The following is a 25,587-nucleotide window of genomic DNA, read 5'->3' as shown; positions in this document are numbered from 1 at the left end:
GTACCGGTAGGGAAGGTTTGCGCGAATGTGTATTCGCGTTTTTCCATCTGCATCAACTTGGCCAGACCTGGACCATTCACTGCGCCAGCATCTGCCAGTTTTTTCGACAGCGTGATCGCCTGACCGTTGTTGTTCAGGTTCATCAACACCGCCATATCCTTCTTCGCGCCGCCTATGCCTTCATGCACGCCGTACACTAGCCCGTATAAAACGTGCGCCGCATCCAGCTCGCCATTGACCAATTTGTCGCGCACGCCTGCCCACGATGATTCCTTGGTTGGAACAATCTTGATGCCGTATTTTTTATCGAAACCCATGACCGAGGCCATGACTACCGATGCGCAATCCGTCAAGGGAATGAAACCGACTTTGACTTCTTCTTTTTCCGGCTTGTCGGAACCTGCCGCCCATACGCCTTGCGTTGCCAATCCACCGAAGGCCGATGCGCTCAGTGCCGTGCCTGCCTTCAAGACTGTACGCCGTGTCATATTGAATTTCCTGTCGTTCGTTGTCATGGTTTTCCTCAAGGGATTTCGCAACAAAAAAAAAGGACGCCCGGTCAGCAAGAGCAACGCTCTTGCGACACGGACGTCCTTGTCCTGAACCATTCCGGCCATCATTGGCCAGCACAGTTTTAATTTCTGGCACCTTCGTTGGTGCTAGCTACACTTTAGCAATTGGTGTGCCAGCGCTTATTCGATGATTTGGCGAAGATGAGGTGCGCTTGATAAGCAACTATCGCTCTTTTTTCGTGCGGCGCATTTATTTAGTGCAATAACACAACGCAATCTTCAGCCCGGCAATCAAGTCGATCATCAACCCGCGAATTAACCCAATAAGTCAGCCACATCCAATACCCTCTGCGCCAGCTCGGACAACTTCAGATTCTTGTCCATTGCCATGCGACGCAGTTTTGAATAAGCCTCATCCTCGGAAATTCTATGCCGCTCCATCAGCAAACCCTTGGCGCGTTCTATCGTCTTGCGCTCCGCCAGTTTGAGTTTGGTGTCGGATAACTCGGTACGCAATTTTTGTTCGGCATTGAAACGCGCCAGAGCCACGTCCAGCACCGGCTTGATACGTTCGGATTGCAAGCCCGCCACCACATACGCCGATACGCCAGCCGCCATTGCGGCTTCCATGCTGGAGGTCGCATGATCCTCTGTAAACAATACGATAGGCCGCCGCGCCTCACGCGTCGCCATCACGACATGTTCCAGCACATCGCGCGAATCGGAATCGGCATCGATGATGATCATGTCTGGCTGCAGTTGCGCAACACGATCAGGCAAATGCATATCGGCAGGAAACACCGCGATGATGTTGTAGCCTGCTTCGAGCAAGCCGATACGCAGCGCGCGCGATCGCTCCGCCTGCATCCAGGCATTTTCATCCTGCTCACCTTCGGGCGGCATGACGGTATTGACAACGACTATGCGTAGCGAGCGAACATCGGATCGCATGTCAGGACGTGAATTAGAAGCAGAGTCGGGTTTTGGAGTTTCAATCATTGCAACACTCTCAAAGCAAGTGATACGGTCTTGTACTGGAATAAGCTACAATCCACGCAAGAATCACACCACACACTGCATTTTTTCCGCACCTTTACTCCATGCTTGTTCTCGGTATCGAATCCTCCTGCGATGAAACTGGCCTCGCGTTGTACGACACGCAACGCGGCTTGCTTGCGCACGCGCTTTATTCGCAGGTAAAAATGCATGAAGAATACGGCGGTGTGGTGCCAGAGCTGGCCTCGCGCGATCACATACGCCGCGCCATTCCATTGCTGGAACAGGTTTTTGCAAACAGCGGCGTCGCCCACAATGCGATTGATGCCATCGCCTATACGCAAGGCCCCGGCCTCGCGGGCGCATTGCTGGTCGGCGCTTCGGTTGCATGCGGCTTGGGACTGGCATTGGATAAGCCGGTACTCGGCATCCACCATCTGGAAGGGCATTTACTGTCACCCCTGCTGGCCAGTGAACCGCCGGAATTTCCCTTCATCGCCTTGCTGGTCTCCGGCGGCCATACGCAATTGATGCGCGTCGATGGCGTCGGACAGTACACGATGCTGGGTGAAACGCTGGACGATGCCGCCGGCGAAGCATTCGATAAATCTGCGAAACTGCTCGGCCTCGGTTACCCGGGCGGCCCTGCTATTTCACGCATGGCCGAGTTCGGCGATCCGACAGCCTACAAATTGCCGCGCCCCATGCTGCACTCGAAGAATCTGGATTTCAGTTTTTCCGGATTGAAAACCGCAGTACTGACTGTCGTCAAAAATCAGACCACCAATATCTGTGAGCAAGACAAGGCCAACATCGCACGTGCCTTCGTCGATGCCATCGTAGAAGTATTAACAGCGAAATGCGTCACCGCGCTCAAACACACCGGGTTGAAACGATTGGTGATTGCCGGCGGCGTAGGTGCCAATAATCAACTGCGCGAATCGCTGAACGCAGCGGCAGCGAAAAAGCACTTCAAGGTGTTTTATCCGGAACTGGAATTTTGCACCGACAACGGTGCGATGATTGCATTCGCCGGAGCGATGCGTCTGCAGATCAATCCTGATGCGGCGAAAAAAGATTACAGCTTTAACGTCAAGCCGCGCTGGCCACTGGACAGTATTCGCGAAATTTAAAGCGTGACTGACGCTGTGCGGCTCCGCATCTATTCCGAAAGAGGTTTTTCAGCGGCCCAGACGTTTTCATAATAAATCTCGCCCAGCGCTTTTCGCTTATCCCAAGCCTCAATTTCCAGCATAGGTGCAGGATAAAATTCTTTTACCTGCCCCAGACACAGAATGGCAATCGGTTGACTGCCGCCAGGCATCTGACATATTTCACGCAATCTCGCCGGATCAAACAAGGATACCCAGCCCATACCGATCCCTTCAGCACGCGCAGCCAGCCACATATTCTGTATCGCGCATGATGCAGAAGCCAGATCCATCTCAGGCATGGTACGACGTCCAAATACAAACCTCTCGCGCTGATCGATCAAACCAACTACCAGCACTTCCGCGCAGGATAGAATTCCCTCCACTTTAAGTCGCATGAATTCGCTGGAGCGCTCACCCAATGCATCAGCGGTAGCAATCCTTTCCTGCTCAACATGTTCCTGTATGGATAGTCGTAATCCCATATCGCTGATACGGATGAAACGCCATGGCTGCATCAGACCGACACTGGGCCCCATATGCGCCGCCTGAATGAAACGTTCCAACTGACCATCTTCCAGTTGCCCAGGAATAAAATGCCGCATATCGCGACGCGCACGCATCACGTCGTAGATGGTTCCAATTTCTGATGCTGAAAATTTGTTTGGGTTCATAGTGAGCCGCATGACATTTGGATTTATCCAGCGATCATGGATGGACGGTAAATCTGCTGATCGAATTTGCAAACCCGACGACATTCGGTCGCCGCAAACCTGATATGTATATAGCTATCGACTTTGCCGCGCACGGATATGGCGACAGAGATCACTCAAATCGCAAAGTCAGCTGCGTTTGAATGATCAGGTAAAGCGCTTTATTTTTTCTTGCTGCCGATTCTGGTTTCCTTGCCAGCCAACAAATTCCCGATATTCTTGCCGTGCCGGTAAATCAGCAAAGCACTCATCGCCACTACCGCCAGCAGAATCACGTCGGGGCCAAACAGCAAGGCGTAATAGAAAGGCGCAAAGATGCTGGCGATCAGCGCGGCAAACGAGGAGTAGCGGAAGGCATACGCAATCACCAGCCAGGTAACCAGGGTGGCCAGGCCGAGCCAGCCATTTATAGCCAATAATATGCCCAAGGCAGTCGCCACACCTTTTCCGCCGACGAAACGGAAAAATACCGGCCACAGATGACCGAGGAACACTGCAATCGCTACCAGCGCTACGCCGCTTTCCTGCACACCGTAATCCGGACCGAAGTATTTGACCAGCCAGACGGCGACAAAACCTTTCACGCAATCGCCGAGCAAGGTCAATATCGCCGCTTTTTTATTCCCGCTGCGCAGCACGTTGGTTGCGCCCGGATTTTTCGAGCCGTAGCTGCGCGGGTCGGCCAGCCGAAAACATTTGCTGACAACCACGGCAAATGAAATCGAACCGATCAGGTAAGCACCAATTGCAAAAAAAACTGTATTCATATCAACCCTTGATTATATTTTTTATTATGTTTTTACCCGCACGCTTTACAGTTTTACATTCTTGCTTGCAAAACGGCGCGCTCAATTGATTCTTTATTCTTCCAGTGCACACTGCACTGCCGTTGCCGATAATGCCTGCGTCAACACTTGCGGCGCAATGCCAATCAGATAACCGCGTCGCCCGCCGTTGATATATATCTTTTCCAGATCGAGAATACTCTGCTCGACATACACCGGCATCGTCTTGCGTGTACCAAATGGCGAGGTGCCGCCGATCAAGAATCCGGAATGCCGGTTCGCCACTTCCGGCTTGCACGGCTCCACCGATTTGCAGCCTATCTGCCGCGCCAGGTTCTTGGTCGACACCTTGCGATCGCCATGCATCAGCACAATCAGTGGTTTGGCTGCCTCATCCTGCATGACCAGAGTCTTGACGACATGATGTTCATCGACACCCAGCTTGTGCGCGGAAACCGTGGTGCCGCCATGCTCTTCATAATCGTAAGGATGTTCGGAAAAGGCAATGCCTTTGCGACGTAAAAACTGTGTCGCAGGCGTTTCGGAAATATGCTCTTTTTTTGCCATGCGTGTTACGCTCATCTTAAAAATTGGAGCACATTATGCAACAAGAACTTCGCTTTGCAAGCTTCAATGTCTGTAATCTTGCCTTGCCGGGCATGAAATACTATGACGACCAGATTCCGTATTCAAGTGAAGAATACGGCGCCAAAATCAACTGGATCGCACAGCAGCTGGACCGGCTCGATGCCGACGTCATCGGGCTGCAGGAAATCTTTTCTCAAGCCGCCTTGAAAGACGTGCTGGCCAAAACACAACATTATCGCGATGCACAACTGATCGGCTTCGATCCAGACCCGCTGGCCGATCATCTGACACCCAGCGTCGCCTTGATATCGCGTCTGCCGGTAGTCTCCGGCGCAGCGATTTTCACGGAATTGCCGAACAATCTAAGCATCGCCTTGCCTGGCGTGCATCATCCGGTCAACCGCTTCACGCGACCGGTACTGCACGCAACCATTGAAATTACACCCGACTTGCTGATCCATGTATTTGTCTGCCATCTGAAATCCAAGCTGCCGGATTATCGCAACGATAGCAACGACGACCATCCGGATCAAACCGGCATCGCCATGTTGCGCTCACTGATCCGGCGCGGCACCGATGCGCTAGGTTTGCGCACGCTGCTGGCCAATGTGAACAAGGAAAAACGCCTGCCGATTATTGTCATGGGCGACTTCAACGATGTCGCCAGCGCGATTCCGACGCAAATGGTGATGGGCCTGGGGAAATATCCGCTGAACGGCATCGACGACAGGCTGTTTGATGGTTATCGCATCCAGTCACGCCGTGATGCCTTGCGCGACGTCGGCTACACGCATGTGCACGATGGCAGCTATGAAACGATCGATCACATACTGGTTTCTGAAGAATTCAATCCGGCATCGCGCGCGGCGATAGGCGAAGTAGCGGAAGTAATGTACCTGAATGACCACATGACATTCAAGCAGCCGCACGCTTCAGATCATGGTCTGGTACTGGCTCGCATACTCTTGCATGGAAAATCCCTGACCGGCGCAACGTCTTCCGACGTGCCGGATGAGCCGCTGGCCTGAGTCGAGCAGTAACTGAAAATCAAAAAGCGTTAAGTTGCAGCAGGATCAGGATCGGCGTCATTCGCATCCGCTTCATCCGCATCGACTTCAGACGCTTCGGCGCCATCGTCAGGCGAATTTCCTTTTTCGAGTTTGCGCTTCAACTTCTCTTCTTTTTTTCTTTTCTTTTCCAGTTCTTTTTGACGCTTTTCGTATTGAAAATTAGGTTTGGCCAAGGGATCACTCTTTGGGTAGGTGTTCTGTTTAAGATGGAAGATGGATACGCTCGCGACTCTCAGTATCCTTGCCGCGCTCACGCACCATCAATGGAACGAATGCTAGCATGCCGCCATTCTTCGCGTCTGAAAACAGACGGAATTTGCTTTCTGCAACAGCATGCAAACATCATCCAAGATCAGGTAAAAACTGACAATTCCAGGTATTTTCATGCTTCTACGCAACAAAAATAGTTTCAGTCGTAGAAACAGAATAATTTAGCCTCGTGGGTGATGCATCTGATGCAGGCGCTTCAGGCGTTCCCGCGCGACGTGCGTATAAATTTGCGTTGTCGAGATATCGGAATGACCGAGCAGCATTTGCACCACCCGCAAATCGGCACCATGGTTCAGCAAATGGGTGGCGAAAGCGTGGCGCAACGTATGCGGCGATAACGGCGCATTGATTTCAGCCGCCGCCGCATGTTTCTTGATCAGCGTCCAGAACATCTGCCGCGTCATCGCCGCGCCACGCGCCGTGACAAACAGCGCATCATCGATCTGCCCATCCAGAATCAGCGGACGCGCTTCTTTCAGATAACGCTCTATCCACGCTCGCGCTTCCTCGCCAAACGGCACCAGACGCGTCTTTCCGCCTTTGCCGGTGATGCGCAAAACGCCCTCATTCATCCCGACTTCTATCGATTTCAGCAATACCAGCTCCGTGACCCGCAAGCCGCTGGCATACATCAATTCCAGCATCGTGCGATCGCGCAAACCCAGCGGCGTCGACACATCCGGCGCGGCCAGCAATGCCTCCACCTGCGCTTCCGACAGTGTTTTCGGTATGCGCGGTGGCTGTTTGGCTGAACGCATTTTCAGACAAGGATCGTCGCTTATCCTGTTTTGCCGCAGAGCCAATTGGTAAAAGCGCTTGAGCACGGCAAGCCGGCGATTGGATGAGGTTGCCTTGGTGACTTCATGGCGTGCAAAGAAGTATGCATTCACATCGTCTGCATGTGCAGCCAGCAAGGTCTTGCCGCGTTCGACTTGCAGCCAGACAGCAAACAGGCGCAAATCGCGGCGATATGCTTCAAGCGAATTCTTTGCCAGTCCGTCTTCCAGCCACAAGGTATCGCAAAATTCGTCGATCTGCGCCTGACTGGGCAAGACATCGGTATTCGTCGCAACCTTCGTCACCTTGTTGATCGCTCTGCCCATTAATAGCCTGCGACTTTTTCGTGCGCAAGCAACCAGCGTTTCACACCGACATGGAATCCGGTTTCATCATCATGATGCGAAAAACCGCCCAGCCCTGTTGCCGCAGTAACGCGATGACACGGAATCACCAGCGGAAACCAGTTGGCGCCGCACGCCTGCCCTACCGCACGCGGCGCAGATTGCACGCGCCGTGCAATATCGCCATAGGTAAGCACCTTGCCACGCGGAATCTCGCTAATCGCTGCCCATACCTTGTGCTGAAAAGGCGTACCCAGCGGCGCCAGCGGCAAATTGAATTGAAAATCGGGATCGCTCAGATAGCGCTCAACCTGCACTGCTGCTTTTTCCGCAATCGGGTCAATCGCATCCTTGCCGTGAAAACTTGCAGGCAGATACACCAGCTCGCGCACAAGGCGGTCTTCTGTGCGTATGCCAATCGCACCGAACGATGCTTCAACGATGGCGGAAAACAGGGAAGAGGAAGAAGTCTGTTTCATTGCATGCAGCCTAAAGACATTTATACAAATACAGAGCATAAAACAAAAAAGGCGCATCTCGCGATGCGCCCTCAAATACTGCTGCTGTACCCCAAACCGCATATAGCTGTGCTATTGCAGTTTTTATTGATACAGGTCTCCCCTGCTAACCCGACATCAATGCCGTGTGTATGTATGCTCCCCCACAACCATTCCATGGCGCTGAACACTGCGCACTATCGCAGATCAGGGCAGCAAAGCCGGACTCATTATAAAAATCAATTTACGGGAAATCAAGCACTTATCCGCAATGAATCGTTACCTAGAAAAATAGCAAAAGACACACTTTTAATCATGCACATACTGCGCAGTAATACCTCACATGAGGTACCTAATAAAAAAGGCGTGTCTTGCGACACGCCTTGAATTTTACTTTCGCATTTCCGGCCGTTTGATTATGCAACCATCAACAGCTTCTGTGAAACACAAGTCTCCTCGGCCCACTGGTGGTATTGCCGCCAACCCTGACAGAAAGCAGCGTACCAGGCCTTTATTCTTCTTTGAATGCTTCCTCACGTTTTTTGCGCAATGCCGGCAAGAGTACGGCAATCAATGCCAGCGCGGCAAGAGCCAACATCGTGGCGCTGATCGGACGGTTCAAGAACACCATCGGATCGCTACGCGACAACAGCAAGGCGCGGCGCAGATATTCTTCCATCATCGGGCCGATGATAAAACCCAGCAACATCGGAGCCGGCTCAGCATCGAGCTTGGCGCAAATATAACCGAACAATCCGAATAGGGCCATCAGATAAACATCGAAATCACTGTTGTTCAAACTGAAGACACCAATTGCGCAGAACATCAAAATGGCCGGGAACAGGTGATGGTAAGGCACAGTAATCATGCGCACCCACAAACCGATCATCGGCAAATTCAACACAATCAGGAAGAAGTTACCTATCCACATCGAGGCAATCAGTCCCCAGAACAGCGTCGGCTGCTCAGTCATCACTGCAGGACCAGGCTGAATACCCTGAATGATCATCGCACCTATCATCAGCGCCATCACCGGGTTCGATGGAATGCCCAAAGTCAGCATCGGGATAAACGAGGTTTGCGCACCGGCATTATTGGCAGCCTCCGGTGCCGCCACGCCTTCGATGGCACCCTTGCCAAACTGCGCCGAATTCTTCGAGACCTTCTTTTCTATCGAGTACGCTGAAAACGACGCCAGCATGGCGCCGCCGCCGGGCAGAATGCCCAGTGCAGAGCCGAGCACAGTCCCGCGCAGGATAGGCGCGATGATGCGTTTCATGTCGTCCTTGGTCAGCATCAGACCGGAAACCTTTTTCATGACCAGCGTACGCGATTCTTCATGCTCCAGGTTGCGAACGATTTCACCGATACCGAACATACCCATGGCGACGATCACAAAATTGATGCCATCTGCCAGCTCAGGTAGATCAAACGTGTAGCGAGCTGCGCCGGAGTTCACGTCCGAACCAACCAGACCCAGCAGCAAGCCGAGAATCACCATACCGATTGCATTGAGCAGCGAACCGCTGGCCAGCACCACCGACGCCACCAGGCCCAGCACCATCAGGGAGAAATATTCGGCCGGACCGAATTTCAAGGCCAGCTCGGCCAGCGGCGGTGCAAACAGCGCAAGCAAAATGGTCGCCACGGTACCGGCAAAGAACGAACCGATCGCAGCCGTTGCCAGCGCTTTACCGGCATTGCCCTGTCGCGCCATCTGGTAGCCGTCAATTGCCGTCACCACCGAGGATGACTCTCCCGGCAGATTCACCAGAATCGCAGTAGTAGAGCCGCCGTATTGCGCACCGTAATAAATACCGGCCAGCATGATCAACGCCGCAATCGGCGGCAACGCGAACGTTGCCGGCAACAGCATGGCAATCGTGGCAACCGGGCCAAGGCCAGGCAGGACGCCCACGGCGGTACCCAGAAAAACCCCGATCAAGCAGTACATCAAATTCTGCAGGGTCAAGGCAGTCTCGAATCCCAGTCCCAAATTAGCGAATAATTCCATTATCAGTACCTTCTCAACCGCCGAACCATGGGCCAAAAATCGCAATCGGCAAGCCGAGCAATTTGACGAAAACCACCACTGCAAATAACGTCATCCCGGCCGCCAGTGCGACCCCATGCGTCCATTTGAATTTGGTGCTGGCGAACGCGCTGAACAGAATGATGCAGAAAACTGCCAGCACCAGGCCGCCGCCACGTATCGTAAAACCAAACAGCAAAACGCCAGTCAGAATCAGGATCAGCTCCTTGACAGCGAATTTACCAATCGGCTCACCCTCAATGAAAAAAGAACGCACCGCAGCCACCAAACCGATCAATGCGAGTAAACCGCCCAGGATAGTCGGAAAATAGGCCGGACCCATTTTGCCGGCAGTACCCATCGTGTAATCGCGACCGATAATAATCGCGGCCAGACCGATGCACAGAAAAATAATCCCGGTCCAGAAATCCTTGGGATGTCGAATAAATGATGGCAAGGTGTTCCCCTTCTATTGAAACTTGATGACTCGACACACTGATTTTCAGATGTCGGGTAAATACAGACTGTTACGTCAAACTCAAACTGCCACTAAATTGTCGGCCCATATTCAAAATGACGAGATGCCTGCGCACCTCGTCATTGATTACATCCATCATTTCACAACGTTACGAGCGGTGATTAATCCGCGTAAACGCCAGCCTTCTTGATGATAGGCGCCCACTTCGCAATTTCCGCTTTCAGGAATGCGCGCAGAGCTTCAGGCGTCGCACGATCATTGCTCACCGGTTCGGTGCCCAGATCGGAAAAACGCTGTTTGACTGTTGCATCCTTCAGTGCAATTTGCAATGCACCTTCCAGCTTTTCGATCACTGGCTTAGGTGTACCTTTTGGCGCATACAGGCCATGCCAGACTGCCACTTCGAAACCAGGCAAACCTGCTTCTGCTGCAGTAGGAATGTTTGGCAGCGAAGGAACGCGTGTTTTGGTTGTCACGGCATAAGCCTTGACTTTACCGCCCTTGATCTGGCTGGTTGTATTGGTGGTTTGATCGCACATGAAATCGACCTGACCGCCGAGCAAATCATTCATCGCAGGGCCGGTGCCTTTGTAAGGCACGGTAGTCAATTCCGTATCAATCGCCGTCATGAACAACATGCCGCACAAATGGGAGGCTGAGCCAACACCTGCATTGGCATAAGTCACCTTATTCTTGTTGGCTTTTACATACGCCACGAATTCCTTGAAATCCTTGGCAGGAAAATCGCCGCGTGCGATGAAAGTCATCGGAACGTCAGTGATCAAGCCAATAGGCTCAAAATCGTCAACCGCGTTATAGCTCAGCTTGCGGTACAGCGTAGGTGCAGTCGATTGGCCGATGTGATGCAAAAATACGGTATAGCCGTCCGGTGCCGATTTTGCAACGCGCGCTGCGCCTATCGTGCCGCCCGCACCGCCAACGTTTTCAACAATAACGGTTTGTTTCAGCGTCCCTGTCATGGATTGTGCAACCAGGCGCGCTACCGTATCAGTCGGTCCACCGGCCGCAAACGGTACTACCATCGTGATGGTTTTGTTTGGGTAAGGTGCATCAGCGTAGGCGAATGAGCTGGCGCACAAGGCAAGCCCGATAACTGTTTTCAGAAATTTATTGCTCATGTAATTCGTCTCCTGATTTAATAATTATTGTAAAAACTACAATCGATGTGCACGTACTTGCAATCCTATTGCCCGCACATCCTATCAAAACCACAAAAAAAGAGATACCGGCCCATTTGACGAAATATGTCCTGTTTGCCGCATCCCCTTATTGACTACTGGCTATTTCCGCAGGCTGGAAGGCGCATCTTAATGAGCAAACCTTTCACCAGCCTTGCGCGCACAAGACTAAACGATTTTATCCAATCGCCGCAAGGAAGATTAATTGATGGTGGGAGCAAATTGCAAAAACAGGACAAGAAGGAAAAATTATCGGCTACGGTCAGACACAAAGAATCCGATATATGCAAGCCGGATGCATCAACGCCCGACTACACGTCGCCCATCGGCTTCCTTGGCAACCGTCATCACGACCGCCTTGCCAATTCTCTCTTCAAGGTCTTTGCGTACAGGCAACAAGGCCTGATGCCAGGCGGCATTTTCCTTGTCGCTCAACACGTGAATTGTCGTTTTTCTGGTTTTTCTGATCAATTCGAGCGCAGCTTCATTTTCCTGTACGGCCAGAGTGTTACCGTAAGAAGTTGCTGCATGCATTGCATCATCAATCAGCTTGCGCTGATCGAAGGGCAAACCATCCCAGAATTTCTTGTTGACGATGACCGCGCTGCCCAGATAACCATGATTCGATACCGTTATATGGCTTTGCACGTCATAGAGTTTTCGAGCGTAAAAGCTGAGCGGCGTGCTTTCCAGGCCATCAATGACGCCACTGCGCAATGCAAAATACACTTCGTTCGCATCCATGATCTGCGGAATCGCACCCAGGGCTCTCATCTGTATTTCCAGCACCGGCGAAGAATGTACCCGCAACTTCATGCCGACAAAATCGGCGGGCATCTTCAGCGGCTTGTTGGCCGAGATGATCTTGAAGCCATTATCCCAATATGCCAGTCCGACCATGCCTTTGGAATCCAGCCTTTTCAGCAGTGCCTTGCCTAAGGTTCCCTCGGTCACCCGTGCAACGGCATCCTTGTTGGCAAACAGATACGGCAAATCGAATACTTCAAAATCCTGCACACCGAATTGAGCCAGCTTGGCCAGCGAAGGCGCAACCATCTGCACTGCACCCAACTGCAGCGCTTCCAACTCATCCGACTCTTTGTACAGTTGATTATTTGGATAGACATCGACACGGATGCGATTCCGGCTGCTTTCCTCCAGCAATTCCTTGAAACGCAATGCGGCACGTCCCTTGGGGGTATCGCTGCCGGCAACATGGCTGAATTTGATTACAGTTGTCGTTTGCGCAGATACAATTGTGCCTGCCGTCGACAATGCCAGGGCGAGCAAAAACAAATGTACTTTTATTGCTATTTTCATTGCGCAGTCGAGAAATTACGATTTTAATTTTGGCGTTACTATGCGCAGTCATTCAATTTCCCGCAAGTGTGGATAACCGCACCACAAGGCAGGAACAAGCAGGCTGTCTGGTGAAACCGCAGCCTTGTTAGCATGCCACATCATTACATTAACGATTCACGAAAATCCGCCTCCAGTATTTTGACAGACGGATTTTTTATTAGCTATTTATGATATCAAACCCATCCCGCGCCGCCAGCTTCGGCTTCCCCAGCCGCAAACAGGCATGGCGCTGGCTCATTCCGCTGATGCTGGCAGGCTTGTTCCTGACCACCCTGATCTGGTTGCCGCTGCACGAAAAGCAGCAGGAAGCCAGCGAACGTCAGGAACAATTGATTGCCGATTCCCTGTGGGTCGAGCAGACCATCCGCTTCCAGCTCCAGCGCAATGAAGAAAGCCTGAACCTGATGGCGTCAGAAGTCATTACCGGCTATCTCAGCGGCACCCGCCTGCAAGAGCGCATGGCCAATCTGATACGCAACAATCATGAAATCCATCGCATCATCCAGCTCGATGCAAACGGCAAGCTGATCACATCAACCGATGAAACCCTGATCACAAAAAACGAGCTGTCGGCACCATCGAAAAGAGCGGATGAACGTGCGCGCGCAACGCAAACCCCCATGTATAGCCAGCCGGCGCCGGATATCAGCGGACCTGTCATGTTCGACTATCACGTGCCGCTGTTTATCGACAACAAATACACCGGCAGCATCGTCGCCAGCTATCTGGCCTCCAGCATTCTGGACGACATGGTGCCGTGGTGGTTCGCACAGGATAATGAAATTGCGCTGACCGACATCAACGACACGATCATTCACAAGCGTGCTTCAGGCGGCGCCGGCCGCGGTGTGTACACGCACAGGCGGGCACTCAATCTGGCGGGCGTGTCCTTGCAGCTGAGTACCAACAGCACGAAGAGTGCGCCCAAGCTGTTGCCCAGTCTGCTGGTCGATACTGTCATCCTGCTGGCGCTCGGACTCACATGGGCCTTGACCGCATTGTGGCGCGACATCAATCGCCGGCTCGCAGCGGAAACCGCCCTGCGCGAGCAGATCGCGTTTCGTACGGCAATGGAAAATTCGCTGATCACCGGTTTGCGCGCACGCGACCTGGACGGCCGCGTGAGTTACGTCAATCCGGCTTTTTCGCAGATGGTGGGAATCGCTGCAGAAGAGATCGTCGGTCACCTGCCGCCCATGCCCTACTGGGCGCCGGAAGCAATGGGCGAATATCAGCGACGCTTTTCGCAAGTCGTCGCCGGCACTGTCACGCCGCAGGGATTTGAAACCGTTTTCCAGCATGCCGACGGTCGCCGTATCCCGGTGCTGATTTTTGAATCGCCGCTGGTCGACGATACCGGCAAGCAAACCGGCTGGATGGGTTCCATCCTCGATATTTCCGACCGCAAGCGCGTGGAAGACCTGAACCGCCAGCAACAGGAAAAACTGCAAGCCAGCGCACGTCTGGCGACGATGGGTGAAATCGCCTCGACGCTGGCACACGAATTGAACCAGCCGCTGGCGGCGATTTCCAGCTACACCACCGGCGCCTTGAATTTGCTGACAAGCGAGCAGCCGCAAGAGGCGAAAATCAATATCGAGATGCTGACGCACGCACTGGAAAAAGCCAATGCGCAGGCACAACGTGCCGGCCAGATCATCCGCAGCGTGCACACCTTCGTCAAAAAACGCGAACCGATGCGCACTGCCATCAGCATTTCCGAACTGATAGGCAGCGTGATGCCGCTGGTCGAACTGCAGGCGCAGCAATATTTTGTCTCCATCAAGGTCGACATTCCCGCCACCTTGCCGGCCGTATTGGCCGATCAGGTGCTGCTGGAACAGGTATTACTGAATCTGACGCGCAACGGTATCGAATCCATGCAGAGCGTAGCGCCGGAAAAACGGGTATTGCGCATCGCCGCCGCCATCGATCCGGCCGCGCCGCGTAATGTAGTCGTATCCATCAGCGATCAGGGTCACGGTATTCCACAGGATGTAGCCGAGCGGCTGTACTCACCGTTCTTTTCCACCAAGGCGGACGGCATGGGGATGGGCTTGAGCATCTGTCGCACGGCGATTGAATTCCACGGTGGTACGCTCACGCATGTGGATAATCCCGACGGCGGTACGATTTTCCGTTTTTCGCTGCCGGCGTTGCAAAATAATTTGATCGCCACGACAATGCGTGCAGATCGCGCATGACAACCATGACGTTTTGATATGTATATTGCATTGCGCTGAACAATCGAATCCGGCGCGATGCATGATGGCCCATTGAATACGGGCTTATTGCGCTTTATTGATTACGCGCCCTTGCAGGCTGACAGGACATTCCATGCTGCACATTATTGACGATGAAGAAGTAATCCGCGACTCGCTGATGTGGCTGGCGAAATCGCGCGGCATTCCGGCCGTCGCTTATGACAGCGGCAAGGCATTTCTGGCCACGCTGGACAACATCTCGCGCGCCACTCCGCAGGGACAATGCGTATTGCTGGACGTGCGCATGCCCGACGTCAGCGGCATTGCGCTGTTCGATCTGCTTTCTTCGCGCAGCATGACGCAACTATTCCCGGTCATTTTCCTTACCGGCCATGGCGACGTGCCTATGGCGGTGGATACCCTGAAGCGCGGCGCCTTCGATTTTTTTGAGAAACCGTTCAACGACAACAAGTTGATGGATCGCGTGCAGGAAGCGCTGTCGGCGTCGGAACAGGCATCTGCCAGCGCTGCGATACACACGCGTCTGGCGGCATTGTCGCTACGCGAACGCGAAGTGCTGGATCTGATCCTCGAAGGCAAAATGAACAAGGTGATCGCCGACAAGCTGGGCATCAGCATGCGCACAGTGGAAGTACATCGCGCACATATTTTCGACAAGATGAACGTCAAGACGGCAGTCGAACTGGCGCGCCTGTTGAAGTAAAATCCGTGCATGCGGCACTGCCGCATCGCATTCCTGTCCGCACCCTGGTTCCATACGCTATCTGTTTCCTGCTCCGGTCTTGTACCGCAGCCCATCGCTGAACATCATGCATATCGTCAACATCCTGCTTCCTGATTTCATGCTGATTCTGTTCGGCGCGATTCTGTTTCGCGTCACGCAATGGGGCAAAGACTTCTGGGCCGGAATGGAAAAGCTGATTTATTACGTCCTGTTTCCCGCACTACTGTTTTACTCTACCGCCCGTTCGCCTATCAATTTCGCCGCGACCGGGCAGTTTCTGCAGATTGCCATTTCCGCTTGCCTGACCGGAGTCGCTCTCGGCTGGCTGGCCAAGCCGCTATTCAAGACAGGGCCGATGATTTTTGAATCGGGCGTGCAAACTGCCTTCCGCTTCAATTCATATATCGCGCTGGCAATTGCCAGCCGGCTGGGCGGAGATCAGGGTACTTCCCTGATGGGATTGGTGATCGGTTTTGCGGTCCCCATCTGCAACATGGCAGCGGTGCACGCACTGGTAAAAAACAAGGGGCGTCTGCTGTTTGAGCTATTGAAAAATCCGCTGCTGATGGCAACCATGAGCGGCGTCATATTCAACCTGCTCGGCTTTCAGTTGCCGGATCTGGCCAGCGCTTTCCTGTCGCGCCTGGGCAATGCATCGATCGCACTCGGTCTGATCATGGTTGGCGCAGGATTGCGCCTGACCGGCTTGCACGCATCGAAAGGTATCGCCACTTATTTTCTGGCCGTCAAATTATTTGCCGTACCGGCGATTACCTATGCATTGGGAATATGGGTCGGCTTGTCGCCGCTGCATTTGCAGATAGCCGTAATGTTTGCTGCGCTGCCAACCGCATCAAGCTGTTATGTGCTGGCGGTGCGCATGGGCGGCAACGGCCCCTTTGTCGCGTTTTTGATCTCGGCCGGCACACTGATTTCAATGGCGACCCTGCCGCTGTGGCTGGCGCTGCTGCAATAAGCCAGATATGCCGCGCTGCTACGTCGTCAAAGAAAATGAACTCTGCCGTGGCAATGTCATCGTACAGTCGGTAGCCTACTGAATTTAAATAAGTATTCGTAACCTATGCAAGCTCTGACCCTTCACCTGCATGAAGAAGCCGGCACCATTGCACTCGGCGCCGCACTCGCACGCGCACTGCAGCCGGGCCTGACGATTTATCTGCATGGCGATCTGGGCGCCGGCAAAACCGCGTTGACCCGTGCCATGCTGCATGCGCTCGGCCATGAAGGCCATGTAAAAAGTCCGACCTACACATTGGCTGAACCGTATGCGATCACGCTGGCCGGGCAAACCGTCAATGTGATCCATTTCGATTTATACCGGATGGCAAGCGCCGAGGAATTTCTCGATGCCGGCTTCCGCGAATACTTTAACCATCAAACAATTTGCGTCGTCGAATGGCCGGAAAAAGCAGAAGCAGTGTTGCCTCCGCCTGACCTGAGTATTTCTCTAGCCGTTGCAGGCGAAGGACGTGATGTAGAATTGCAGCCGTTGTCCGAACAAGGTGTTGAATGTCTGAACCGACTGAAATTCGCTCCAAATCTGTGAAGGCCAAAGTGCGCCGCACCGTTCTCAAAGCGGGTGGCACGCTACTGATTTCGCTATTTTCCCCGCTGTCGCTGGCAGCGCAAATTCTCGCCGTGCGTGTCTGGCCGGCTGACGAGTACACGCGCGTCACACTGGAAAACGATGCAAACCTGAAGACCAGCCATTTCATCATCAAGAATCCCGAGCGCCTGGTCGTCGATGTCGAAGGCCTGGAACTGAGCCCGACCTTGAAAAGCCTGGTCGCCAAGATCCAGTCCAACGATCCCTACATCAAGCAGGTACGTGTCGGCCAGAATCGGCCGAATGTAGTGCGGCTGGTGTTCGATCTGAAGGAAGAAGTCAATCCACAGGTATTTACGCTGGCGCCGGTAGGCGAATATCAGCACCGGCTGGTATTCGATCTGTATCCGGTCAATCCGCCTGACCCGATCGCGGCGCTGATAGAAAAAGGGCAGTGGTCGATTGACGCACCGGCGGATGCAATGCCGCCGCCGGTAGCTGAAATCAAACCACCGTATGCCGAACCCAAGACGGATCGCGCACCGCAAGTGAACCGCATGCTGACGATTGCACTGGACCCCGGCCACGGCGGCGAAGATCCGGGCGCAGTGGGACGCGGCGGCAGCTACGAAAAAAACATCGTGCTGGCGATCGCCAAGCGACTCAAGGCCAAACTCGAACAGCACCCGAATATGCGCGTCATGCTGACCCGCGACGGCGATTATTTTGTACCCCTGCATGTACGCGTACAAAAGGCGCGCAAGGTGCAGGCCGATCTGTTCGTCTCGATACACGCCGACGCATTTGTACAGCCGACGGCTAACGGCTCATCGGTATTTGCATTATCGGAAAAAGGCGCCAGCTCGACCGCTGCACGCTGGCTCGCCAACAAGGAAAATGCCGCCGATCTGATAGGCGGCGCGAATATCAAGAATCACGACAAGCAGCTGGCCAGCGTGCTGCTCGATCTCTCGACCACCGCGCAAATCAACGACAGCCTGAAGCTGGGCAAGGCCGTATTGAACGAAATCGGCGGCATCAATCGCCTGCACAAGGGTGCAGTGGAACAGGCGGGTTTTGCCGTATTGAAGGCGCCCGATATTCCGAGCATCCTGATCGAAACGGCGTTCATTTCCAATCCGGCAGAAGAAGCCCGATTAAACGATGACGCCTATCAGGACCGGATGGCGGATGCTGTTTCGCAAGGCATACGGAAGTATTTTGCAAAAAATCCGCCGCTGGCAAAAGGCCGGATGATGTAATTCCGGCGGGGGCGGCGAAAAATGACGCGAAGTTTTTTACTGCCTGAATCGTTGCGCCAGCTTCCACAATGCGCCTAGCGCAACCGGAATCGCAGCCGCACCCACACCTACCAGCACAATGGTATTCAGGTGATCGCGAATAATCGGGATATTGCCGAACAGGTAACCGCCGACGACTAACAGCGCCACCCACAAAACCGCACCGGTAACGTTGAAAAACTGGAAGCGCACAAAAGTCATTTTCGATACGCCGGCAACGAAGGGAGCAAAGGTGCGCACGATGGGCAGGAAACGCGCCAGGATCAGCGTTTTTCCACCGTGATTTTCATAGAAGGCATGCGTCTTTTGCAGCGCCGCCCTATCCAGCCAGCGATAATCGTGTGTGAATACTTTTTCGCCTATTCGCTGTCCTATCCAGTAATTCACCGTATTACCCAGAATCGCAGCAGCAATCAGCAAACTCAGCAGCAACCAGAGATTCATGCTGCCGGAGGCGCAAAATGCACCGGCGATGAAAAGCAGGGTGTCACCTGGCAAAAATGGAAAGACGACCAAACCGGTTTCACAAAAAATAATCGCAAACAACACCAGATAAATCAGTGCGCCATATTGCGCGATAAATGTTCCGAGATACTTGTCGACATGCAAAATCATGTCGAAAAACTGCATGAAATCCATAATTTTCCTTGTTAGCGGCAGCATGATACACCACGCTGCATGCGCGCTGCCCATGCAGAAAGACTGTCAGATCGATCGCCGGTTCACTGTCGATCGCACGCTGGCAACGTTATAATCGACAGATGCACGCATCTCCCCAATCGGCCCGACCGATACAAGCACTCTCCGACCAGCTCATTTCGCAAATCGCCGCCGGCGAGGTCGTCGAACGTCCCTCTGCCGTCGTCAAGGAATTACTGGAAAACGCGCTGGATGCCGGCGCCACGCACATCAGCGTGCGGCTGGAACAGGGCGGCGTCAAACGGATCGCCATCACCGATAACGGTCGAGGCATCGCACCAGAACAATTACCGCTGGCACTTGCTCGTCATGCAACCTCGAAAATCAATTCGCTGACTGAATTGGAAAATGTCGCCACGCTGGGTTTTCGCGGTGAAGCGCTGGCATCGATTGCATCGGTAGCGCAACTCACCTTGACCTCGCGCACTGCCGACGCTGCACATGCATGGGAAATCAGTGGCGTACAAGGCCTTGATCAGAAAAGTACCGTCGCGCCCTCTTCCGGCGCAGCCGGCACCACGGTCGATGTGCAGGATCTGTATTTCAACACGCCGGCGCGCCGCAAGTTTTTGAAAACCGAGCAGACCGAATTCGGCCATTGCGCAGAAGTTGTGCGCCGCATTGCCCTGTCGCGTCCCGATGTCGCATTTTCGCTCACGCATAACGGCAAGACCATCGATCACTGGACGGTCAACGATATCGCCAAGCGCAGCGCGCATATCCTCGGCAATGAATTTTCTGCTGCGCGCCTATCCTTGGAAGAGGCCGCCGGCCCCTTGCGCCTGCACGGTTTTATCGGCTTGCCGACTGCATCCAAGGCGCGCGCAGATGCGCAATATTTTTACGTCAATGGCCGTTTCGTGCGCGACAAATTGCTCACGCATGCAGTACGTTCCGCGTATCAGGATGTATTGCACGGCGACCGTTATCCATCGTATGTGATCAGCCTGGAACTCGACCCTGCACTGGTCGATGTGAATGTACATCCGTCGAAAATAGAAGTCCGCTTCCGCGATAGCCGCGCCGTACATCAATTCGTGTTCCACGCTGTCAGCCGTGCGCTGGCGCAAACTTCGGCGACTGCCTTTGGTGCCGCACCTGCACCGACACCGGCGCCGTCCGGTGCAATGCCGTGGTTGCGCGAACAACAGCAAAGTTCGTTTGCGCCGCAGTTCAACTCAGGATATGGGGTGGCGCAAAGCGCAGCAAATTACGGCGCCCTGTTCGCCAACGGCCCGGCATCCAACGACAGCAACAGTACTGTGCCATCACTGCATGCCGCAAGCGGCAATGGTGCGCACACGCTGCCGGACGATGAATTCCCGCTCGGCTTTGCATTGGCGCAGTTGCACGGCATTTTCATCCTCGCGCAAAACACCAAGGGCCTGGCGCTGGTCGATATGCATGCCGCGCACGAACGCATTCTGTATGAACAACTGAAACATGCGCTCGACGAAAATGAAGTGCAGGTACAACCGCTGCTGATCCCGATCACCTTCTACGCCGATGGCATGGAAGTCGGCACTGCGGAAGATAACCAGGACATCCTGCATACCCTGGGTTTCGATATCGCCGCGCTATCGCCAACCACCCTTGCAGTACGCGCCGTTCCTGCACTGCTGAAAAATGCCGATGCACAAACGCTGGCGCGCGATGTATTGCGCGACGTGCGCGAATTCGGCGGCTCGCGTGTGCTGCTTGAACGCCGCAATGAGTTGCTCGGCACGCTGGCCTGTCATACCGCAGTACGCGCCAACCGTATGCTGACTGTACCGGAGATGAATGCGCTGCTGCGCCAGATGGAAGCCACCGAACGCGCCGACCAGTGCAATCATGGTCGTCCAACCTGGGTGCAACTTGGCCTGTCCGATCTGGACAAACTGTTCGAGCGCGGACGCTGACGTGCGACGCTATCTCTATATGCACATGCACTTCCAGTCGGCAGCACGCACATGAGCAATCCATCCGCAAAACCGCTGGCCGTTTCCATCATGGGACCGACCGCCTCCGGCAAAACCGCCGCAGCGCTCGCCATCGCCGCACAGATTCCGTCGGAAATCATTTCAGTCGATTCCGCCCTCGTGTATCGCGAGATGAATATAGGCACCGCAAAGCCGACCGATGAAGAGCGCGCCAGCGTGCCGCACCATCTGATCGACATCCTCGATCCGCTCGATGCGTATTCGGTGATGCAATTCCGCCAGGATGCGCTACGCCTGGTTGCAGAAATCAGCGCACGCGGCAAACTGCCGCTGCTGGTCGGCGGCACCATGCTGTACTTCAAGAGCTTGAAAGACGGTCTCGATGCGCTACCGCAAGCCGATGCGGCACTACGCGCAGAACTGGATGCCGAGGCCGCGCTGATAGGTTCGCCTGCCATGCATGCGAAGCTGGCAAAGCTGGACGCTATCACCGCTGCACGCCTGAAACCAAACGATGCGCAACGGATACAACGCGCACTGGAAATCATCGCCCTGACCGGGCAGCCGATGTCCGCATTGCTGGCGCAGGCACCCAAAAGCGAATTGCCATTTAACGTACTGCCGATTGCGCTGGAGCCATCCGAGCGCAGCGTCTTGCACGCGCGCATTGCCACTCGCTTCGATGCGATGTTAAAAGACGGCGGCTTGCTCGATGAAGTACGAACCCTGCGCGCACGCGGCGACCTGCACCCCGGCCTGCCATCCATGCGCTGCGTCGGTTATCGCCAGAGCTGGGAATATCTGGATGGCGCATACGGCTTGGCAGAATTGCGCGAAAAAGGCATCGCCGCCACACGCCAACTGGCAAAGCGGCAATTGACCTGGTTGCGCAGCATGCCGGAACGGCAGGTAATCGATTGCCTCGCGCCCGACGTTGCCGACAGTATTTTGCGCAAGATAGTCAGTGCAGGCAAAGTCCAACAATAGCGTCAGTGATCGGCAAAAAGACAAGTTGATTGCAACTTGCACAATGTTTCATCCACCATCTTTCACACCAAAAATCAGTAGGCGCATGCAATATCTGCTCCGGATCAGCAATTTGATATTGACTTAGCTCATCGAAAACGTCATAATTTTCGGCTGTTTGGTGATATAGCTCAGTTGGTTAGAGCACAGCACTCATAATGCTGGGGTCGGTGGTTCAAATCCACCTATCACCACCAAGAACAAGAAATGCATAAACCCGCGTTCCTCTCACGAGAGCGCGGGTTTTTTGTTGTTCCGCACAGTTTGCATCTGTGGCATCTGCATTGCACGCATCGCCCACACACCACACATCTGGCCCGGCTTTTTACTTTCCTTAACTTTGGACAACATGGTGCAGGCACCTTGTTTTCATTTAAGATGGTTCACACGCCTCACCCGCATTTCTTGTCCACATCAAATATCAAAGACAGAGCTGGCGTAGCCAACTTCGCTGTTTTTTTGATCTGGATCAGAGCAATCAGATGCCTGTGAATATATCGTTGATGGGCAGTAGCGTTTTCCAACCACCGGAGAAAACCATGTTCAAAAAAATCCTCGTACCAACAGACGGCTCCCCTCTATCCGACAAAGCCATCAATGCCGCCATAGAATTTGCCAAGGCCATGGGCGGCGAACTCGTCACGCTCTGCGTTGCAGAGCCTTATGTGTACTCGGCACTGGTTGAGGGAGCAGGCGTATTTCCGATGGACTCGGTTGCCTACGACGAGAAAGCCCAGGAAATCGCACAGCATAATGTTGACAAGGCGGCGGCGCTTGCCCGCGCCCAAGGCGTAACATGCAAGACCGCAGTTGCGCTGTCTTTCAGTCCGTATGAAGAAATCGTGCGGACGGCAGAATCATCCGCATGCGATGTCATTTTCATGGCATCGCATGGACGCAAGGGCTTGAACAAACTGTTTGTCGGCAGCGAAACGCAAAAGGTATTGGCGCATTCGACCATTCCTGTACTGGTCTTCCGCTAACAAGCGATCCTGGCATACGCAGTAAACAATGGTCGTGCCGCGCATGATTCATGTCATTTTTGTCCGGCACTCGCCATCCTGTTTTTCTTGCGCTGCAACATGCCTGAATTGCACCATTTTGGATTATCTCCCACTTTTTTAACGAGAAAAACACTCGAATTGCCGCAAAAAGGTGCGCAAAAAATGGAAAAAAGTCGAATTTGATGCAACAATGCCGTCCTCTCTTTTTTTCGCACTGATTTAAGGCAAATCATGAAATACCCTACTCTCCATCATTTTCTGACTCATGTAGCTGACCGCAATCCCGGCCAACCCGAGTTTTTGCAAGCGGTCACGGAAGTGATGGAAAGTCTGTGGCCTTTCATTGAACAGAATCCTCATTACGCCGAACACGGCTTGCTGGATCGCCTGGTTGAACCGGAACGCACCATCATGTTCCGTGTTTCCTGGGTTAACGATCATGGCGACGTGCAAGTCAATCGTGGTTATCGCATTCAGCAAAATTCGGCTATCGGCCCTTACAAAGGCGGCATCCGCTTCCATCCATCAGTCAATCTGTCGATTCTGAAATTCCTCGCCTTCGAGCAGACCTTCAAGAACGCGCTGACTACACTGCCTATGGGCGGCGGCAAAGGTGGTGCCGACTTCGATCCAAAAGGCAAGAGCCCGGGTGAAGTCATGCGCTTCTGCCAGGCATTCACCAGCGAATTGTTCCGTCATATCGGTTCCGACACCGACGTACCGGCTGGCGACATCGGCGTGGGCGGACGTGAAGTCGGCTTCATGGCCGGCATGATGAAAAAACTCAGCAATCGTGCCGACTGCGTATTTACCGGCAAGGGCTTGAGCTTCGGCGGTTCGCTGATGCGTCCGGAAGCAACCGGTTACGGCACCGTCTATTTTGCCGAGCAAATGCTCAAGCAAAAAGGCCTCAGCTTCGACGGCATGCGCGTCAGCGTTTCCGGTTCCGGCAACGTTGCACAATTTGCAGTTGAAAAAGCGATGTCACTGGGCGCGAAAGTGGTCACAGTATCCGACTCCAGCGGCACCATCGTCGACAATGACGGTTTCACACCGGAAAAACTGGCGATCCTGATGGAAGTGAAAAACCATCTGTACGGCCGCGTCAGCGATTACGCGCAACGCACAGGAACGGAGTTCCACGCCGGCATGAGTCCGTGGCACGTTCCGGTTGATGTCGCGCTGCCTTGCGCAACACAAAATGAACTGGACGTCGATGCGGCCAATACACTGGTCAAGAACGGCGTGATCTGCGTGGCTGAAGGCGCGAACATGCCAACCACGATAGAAGCCGTACGCATTTTTGAAAGCAGCGGCGTTCTGTATGCACCTGGCAAGGCCAGCAACGCCGGCGGCGTGGCAACTTCGGGCCTGGAAATGGGCCAGAACGCGATGCGTCTCTCCTGGTCGCGCGATGAAGTCGATGCACGCCTGCATGCGATCATGTGCAACATCCACGACGCCTGCCTGCGTCACGGTCGTCGCGCTGACGGCACCGTGAGCTACGTCAATGGCGCCAATGTGGCCGGCTTCGTTAAAGTTGCCGACGCAATGCTGGCGCAAGGCGTCATTTAAGCACTTGCAACAAATGGCATAAAACAAACAAAGCCGGATATTCCGGCTTTGTTTATATGGGCTGCACATCCCGCGGCTCGCAATAAGCCGGTTTCCTCCTCGTTTCACGACACACATTTCCTCGCTCCCCATCGGCATCCCGCCATCCGGCTCGCTCTCGACCTGCAGCACCACATGTTATGATTGCACCTGCGCTGGCCGAGAGGAATAAGCCGTAACGCCCGATCGGCTCCTGCCGCCGTACAGGCAAGCCCGCCTTGCGCCAAGCAACACATCGCCCGAAACTATCATTCTGCTGTATCGCGACATCTCATTTACCTGGAACGGAAGCCTGCCATGCGCATAGGAACTTTGCTGATCAGTTGTGCACTTGCTCTCGCCAGCCTGTCTGCGCATGCTTTCGAGCGCCCCTTTCCAGCAGAGGCCAAACGCGGCGTGATGACACCGGCCAATTATCCTGTTGTCGTCATCAACGATAAAACACGCACATTGTCAGCCGGTGCGCGCATCTGGAATCAGGACAATATGATCGAGATGCCGGCCGCCTTGCGCGGCAGCCAGTTTGCCGTGAATTACACGGAAGATGGCAACGGCGACATCGATCGCATCTGGATTTTAACGGCAGACGAGGCGCAGAAGACTCCGCCAAAACCATTGCCACAGCCAGTTCTGTTACCAGCGCCTGCATCCAAATTTAAGTAAGTAACTCTCCACACCCCTCACCCCATGCAGAAAAAGATATACATCAAGACCTTCGGTTGCCAGATGAA

The 25,587-nt window shown here is 53.9% G+C and carries 25 protein-coding genes and 1 tRNA gene; 13 read left to right on the top strand and 13 right to left on the bottom strand.

The genetic code is table 11. From position 1 onward, the window contains the following. The coding region (locus tag ABWP27_RS05915) for a CmpA/NrtA family ABC transporter substrate-binding protein (protein WP_353154679.1) at window positions 1-488 on the bottom strand (488 nt) is incomplete at its 3' end. Between the two features lie 339 nt (window positions 489-827). Then, window positions 828-1,463: an ANTAR domain-containing response regulator gene (locus ABWP27_RS05910; protein ID WP_353154673.1), complete on the bottom strand. Its 636-nt coding sequence runs from the start codon at window positions 1,461-1,463 to the stop codon at window positions 828-830. A gap of 149 nt (window positions 1,464-1,612) precedes the next feature. On the opposite strand from ABWP27_RS05910, the gene tsaD reads away from it, so the two are divergent. Continuing rightward, window positions 1,613-2,641 carry a tRNA (adenosine(37)-N6)-threonylcarbamoyltransferase complex transferase subunit TsaD gene (gene tsaD, locus ABWP27_RS05905; protein WP_353154670.1) on the top strand — a complete coding sequence of 343 codons (1,029 nt, stop codon included), beginning with the start codon at window positions 1,613-1,615 and terminating at the stop codon, window positions 2,639-2,641. 29 nt (window positions 2,642-2,670) lie between these two features. Here the strand turns inward: tsaD and bluB are convergent, their stop codons facing one another. From bluB to ybaK, 3 genes are all read right to left on the bottom strand, one after another. Next, window positions 2,671-3,333: a 5,6-dimethylbenzimidazole synthase gene (bluB, locus tag ABWP27_RS05900; RefSeq protein ID WP_353154676.1), complete on the bottom strand. Its 663-nt coding sequence runs from the start codon at window positions 3,331-3,333 to the stop codon at window positions 2,671-2,673. Between the two features lie 200 nt (window positions 3,334-3,533). Further along, the gene (plsY, locus tag ABWP27_RS05895) at window positions 3,534-4,139 is read right to left on the bottom strand and encodes a glycerol-3-phosphate 1-O-acyltransferase PlsY (RefSeq protein WP_353154667.1); all 606 of its coding nucleotides are present in this window, start codon (window positions 4,137-4,139) and stop codon (window positions 3,534-3,536) included. 93 nt (window positions 4,140-4,232) lie between these two features. Next, entirely contained in the window at window positions 4,233-4,724 is a 492-nt protein-coding gene (ybaK, locus tag ABWP27_RS05890) for a Cys-tRNA(Pro) deacylase (RefSeq protein WP_353154664.1), read from the bottom strand. 35 nt (window positions 4,725-4,759) lie between these two features. Between ybaK and ABWP27_RS05885 the strand changes: the two genes are divergently transcribed. Further along, window positions 4,760-5,773 carry an endonuclease/exonuclease/phosphatase family protein gene (locus ABWP27_RS05885; protein ID WP_353154662.1) on the top strand — a complete coding sequence of 338 codons (1,014 nt, stop codon included), beginning with the start codon at window positions 4,760-4,762 and terminating at the stop codon, window positions 5,771-5,773. A 29-nt stretch (window positions 5,774-5,802) separates the two neighbouring features. Here the strand turns inward: ABWP27_RS05885 and ABWP27_RS05880 are convergent, their stop codons facing one another. The 7 genes from ABWP27_RS05880 to ABWP27_RS05850 all read right to left on the bottom strand — a co-directional run bounded on the left by ABWP27_RS05880 (window position 5,803) and on the right by ABWP27_RS05850 (window position 12,732). Beyond that, window positions 5,803-5,988: a hypothetical protein gene (locus tag ABWP27_RS05880; protein ID WP_353154659.1), complete on the bottom strand. Its 186-nt coding sequence runs from the start codon at window positions 5,986-5,988 to the stop codon at window positions 5,803-5,805. 258 nt (window positions 5,989-6,246) lie between these two features. Next, on the bottom strand, window positions 6,247-7,188 hold the full coding sequence (gene xerD / locus ABWP27_RS05875; protein ID WP_353154656.1) for a site-specific tyrosine recombinase XerD: 942 nt from the start codon (window positions 7,186-7,188) through the stop codon (window positions 6,247-6,249). Beyond that, window positions 7,188-7,685 (bottom strand): methylated-DNA--[protein]-cysteine S-methyltransferase, encoded by a 498-nt coding sequence (locus ABWP27_RS05870; protein WP_353154653.1) that lies wholly within the window; start codon window positions 7,683-7,685, stop codon window positions 7,188-7,190. Before ABWP27_RS05870 ends, xerD begins: the two co-directional genes overlap by 1 nt. A 529-nt stretch (window positions 7,686-8,214) precedes the next feature. After that, the gene (locus ABWP27_RS05865; RefSeq protein WP_353154650.1) at window positions 8,215-9,717 is read right to left on the bottom strand and encodes a tripartite tricarboxylate transporter permease; all 1,503 of its coding nucleotides are present in this window, start codon (window positions 9,715-9,717) and stop codon (window positions 8,215-8,217) included. A 13-nt stretch (window positions 9,718-9,730) separates the two neighbouring features. Continuing rightward, the gene (locus tag ABWP27_RS05860; RefSeq protein ID WP_353154647.1) at window positions 9,731-10,192 is read right to left on the bottom strand and encodes a tripartite tricarboxylate transporter TctB family protein; all 462 of its coding nucleotides are present in this window, start codon (window positions 10,190-10,192) and stop codon (window positions 9,731-9,733) included. A gap of 182 nt (window positions 10,193-10,374) precedes the next feature. After that, window positions 10,375-11,352 (bottom strand): tripartite tricarboxylate transporter substrate binding protein BugD, encoded by a 978-nt coding sequence (locus ABWP27_RS05855; RefSeq protein ID WP_353154644.1) that lies wholly within the window; start codon window positions 11,350-11,352, stop codon window positions 10,375-10,377. Between the two features lie 360 nt (window positions 11,353-11,712). Further along, a complete protein-coding gene (locus ABWP27_RS05850) occupies window positions 11,713-12,732 on the bottom strand; it encodes a DctP family TRAP transporter solute-binding subunit (protein WP_353154642.1) in 1,020 nt (339 codons plus the stop codon). Between the two features lie 209 nt (window positions 12,733-12,941). Between ABWP27_RS05850 and ABWP27_RS05845 the strand changes: the two genes are divergently transcribed. The 5 genes from ABWP27_RS05845 (at window position 12,942) to ABWP27_RS05825 (ending at window position 18,552) form a co-directional block, all read left to right on the top strand. Further along, complete coding sequence (locus tag ABWP27_RS05845) at window positions 12,942-14,978, top strand: sensor histidine kinase (protein ID WP_353154639.1); 2,037 nt, start codon at window positions 12,942-12,944, stop codon at window positions 14,976-14,978. A gap of 133 nt (window positions 14,979-15,111) precedes the next feature. After that, window positions 15,112-15,702: a response regulator transcription factor gene (locus ABWP27_RS05840; RefSeq protein WP_353154636.1), complete on the top strand. Its 591-nt coding sequence runs from the start codon at window positions 15,112-15,114 to the stop codon at window positions 15,700-15,702. 106 nt (window positions 15,703-15,808) lie between these two features. Beyond that, entirely contained in the window at window positions 15,809-16,699 is an 891-nt protein-coding gene (locus ABWP27_RS05835) for an AEC family transporter (protein WP_353154633.1), read from the top strand. 105 nt (window positions 16,700-16,804) lie between these two features. After that, on the top strand, window positions 16,805-17,290 hold the full coding sequence (gene tsaE, locus ABWP27_RS05830; RefSeq protein ID WP_353154630.1) for a tRNA (adenosine(37)-N6)-threonylcarbamoyltransferase complex ATPase subunit type 1 TsaE: 486 nt from the start codon (window positions 16,805-16,807) through the stop codon (window positions 17,288-17,290). Then, complete coding sequence (locus ABWP27_RS05825; protein ID WP_353154627.1) at window positions 17,254-18,552, top strand: N-acetylmuramoyl-L-alanine amidase; 1,299 nt, start codon at window positions 17,254-17,256, stop codon at window positions 18,550-18,552. Before tsaE ends, ABWP27_RS05825 begins: the two co-directional genes overlap by 37 nt. A 36-nt stretch (window positions 18,553-18,588) precedes the next feature. Here ABWP27_RS05825 and ABWP27_RS05820 read toward each other — a convergent pair whose 3' ends face one another. Further along, window positions 18,589-19,230, bottom strand: a complete 642-nt coding sequence (locus tag ABWP27_RS05820) for a VTT domain-containing protein (protein WP_353154624.1) — start codon at window positions 19,228-19,230, stop codon at window positions 18,589-18,591. A 122-nt stretch (window positions 19,231-19,352) separates the two neighbouring features. Here ABWP27_RS05820 and mutL point away from each other — a divergent pair, with 122 nt between their 5' ends. The 6 genes from mutL (at window position 19,353) to ABWP27_RS05790 (ending at window position 25,519) form a co-directional block, all read left to right on the top strand. After that, window positions 19,353-21,191: a DNA mismatch repair endonuclease MutL gene (gene mutL / locus ABWP27_RS05815; RefSeq protein WP_353154621.1), complete on the top strand. Its 1,839-nt coding sequence runs from the start codon at window positions 19,353-19,355 to the stop codon at window positions 21,189-21,191. A gap of 51 nt (window positions 21,192-21,242) precedes the next feature. Further along, the gene (gene miaA / locus ABWP27_RS05810; protein WP_353154618.1) at window positions 21,243-22,199 is read left to right on the top strand and encodes a tRNA (adenosine(37)-N6)-dimethylallyltransferase MiaA; all 957 of its coding nucleotides are present in this window, start codon (window positions 21,243-21,245) and stop codon (window positions 22,197-22,199) included. A 159-nt stretch (window positions 22,200-22,358) separates the two neighbouring features. After that, window positions 22,359-22,435 (top strand) — tRNA-Met (locus ABWP27_RS05805). Window positions 22,436-22,777: 342 nt separating this feature from the next. Next, window positions 22,778-23,221 carry a universal stress protein gene (locus ABWP27_RS05800; protein WP_353154615.1) on the top strand — a complete coding sequence of 148 codons (444 nt, stop codon included), beginning with the start codon at window positions 22,778-22,780 and terminating at the stop codon, window positions 23,219-23,221. 252 nt (window positions 23,222-23,473) lie between these two features. Further along, window positions 23,474-24,817 (top strand): NADP-specific glutamate dehydrogenase, encoded by a 1,344-nt coding sequence (gene gdhA / locus ABWP27_RS05795; RefSeq protein ID WP_353154612.1) that lies wholly within the window; start codon window positions 23,474-23,476, stop codon window positions 24,815-24,817. Between the two features lie 336 nt (window positions 24,818-25,153). Further along, window positions 25,154-25,519, top strand: a complete 366-nt coding sequence (locus ABWP27_RS05790; RefSeq protein WP_353154609.1) for a hypothetical protein — start codon at window positions 25,154-25,156, stop codon at window positions 25,517-25,519. The last annotated feature ends 68 nt before the right edge of the window (window positions 25,520-25,587 follow it).

This window comes from Herminiimonas fonticola (assembly GCF_040395855.1).
GTDB lineage: Bacteria > Pseudomonadota > Gammaproteobacteria > Burkholderiales > Burkholderiaceae_D > Oxalicibacterium > Oxalicibacterium fonticola_A.
This window is presented reverse-complemented; position numbering and strand designations above follow the sequence as displayed.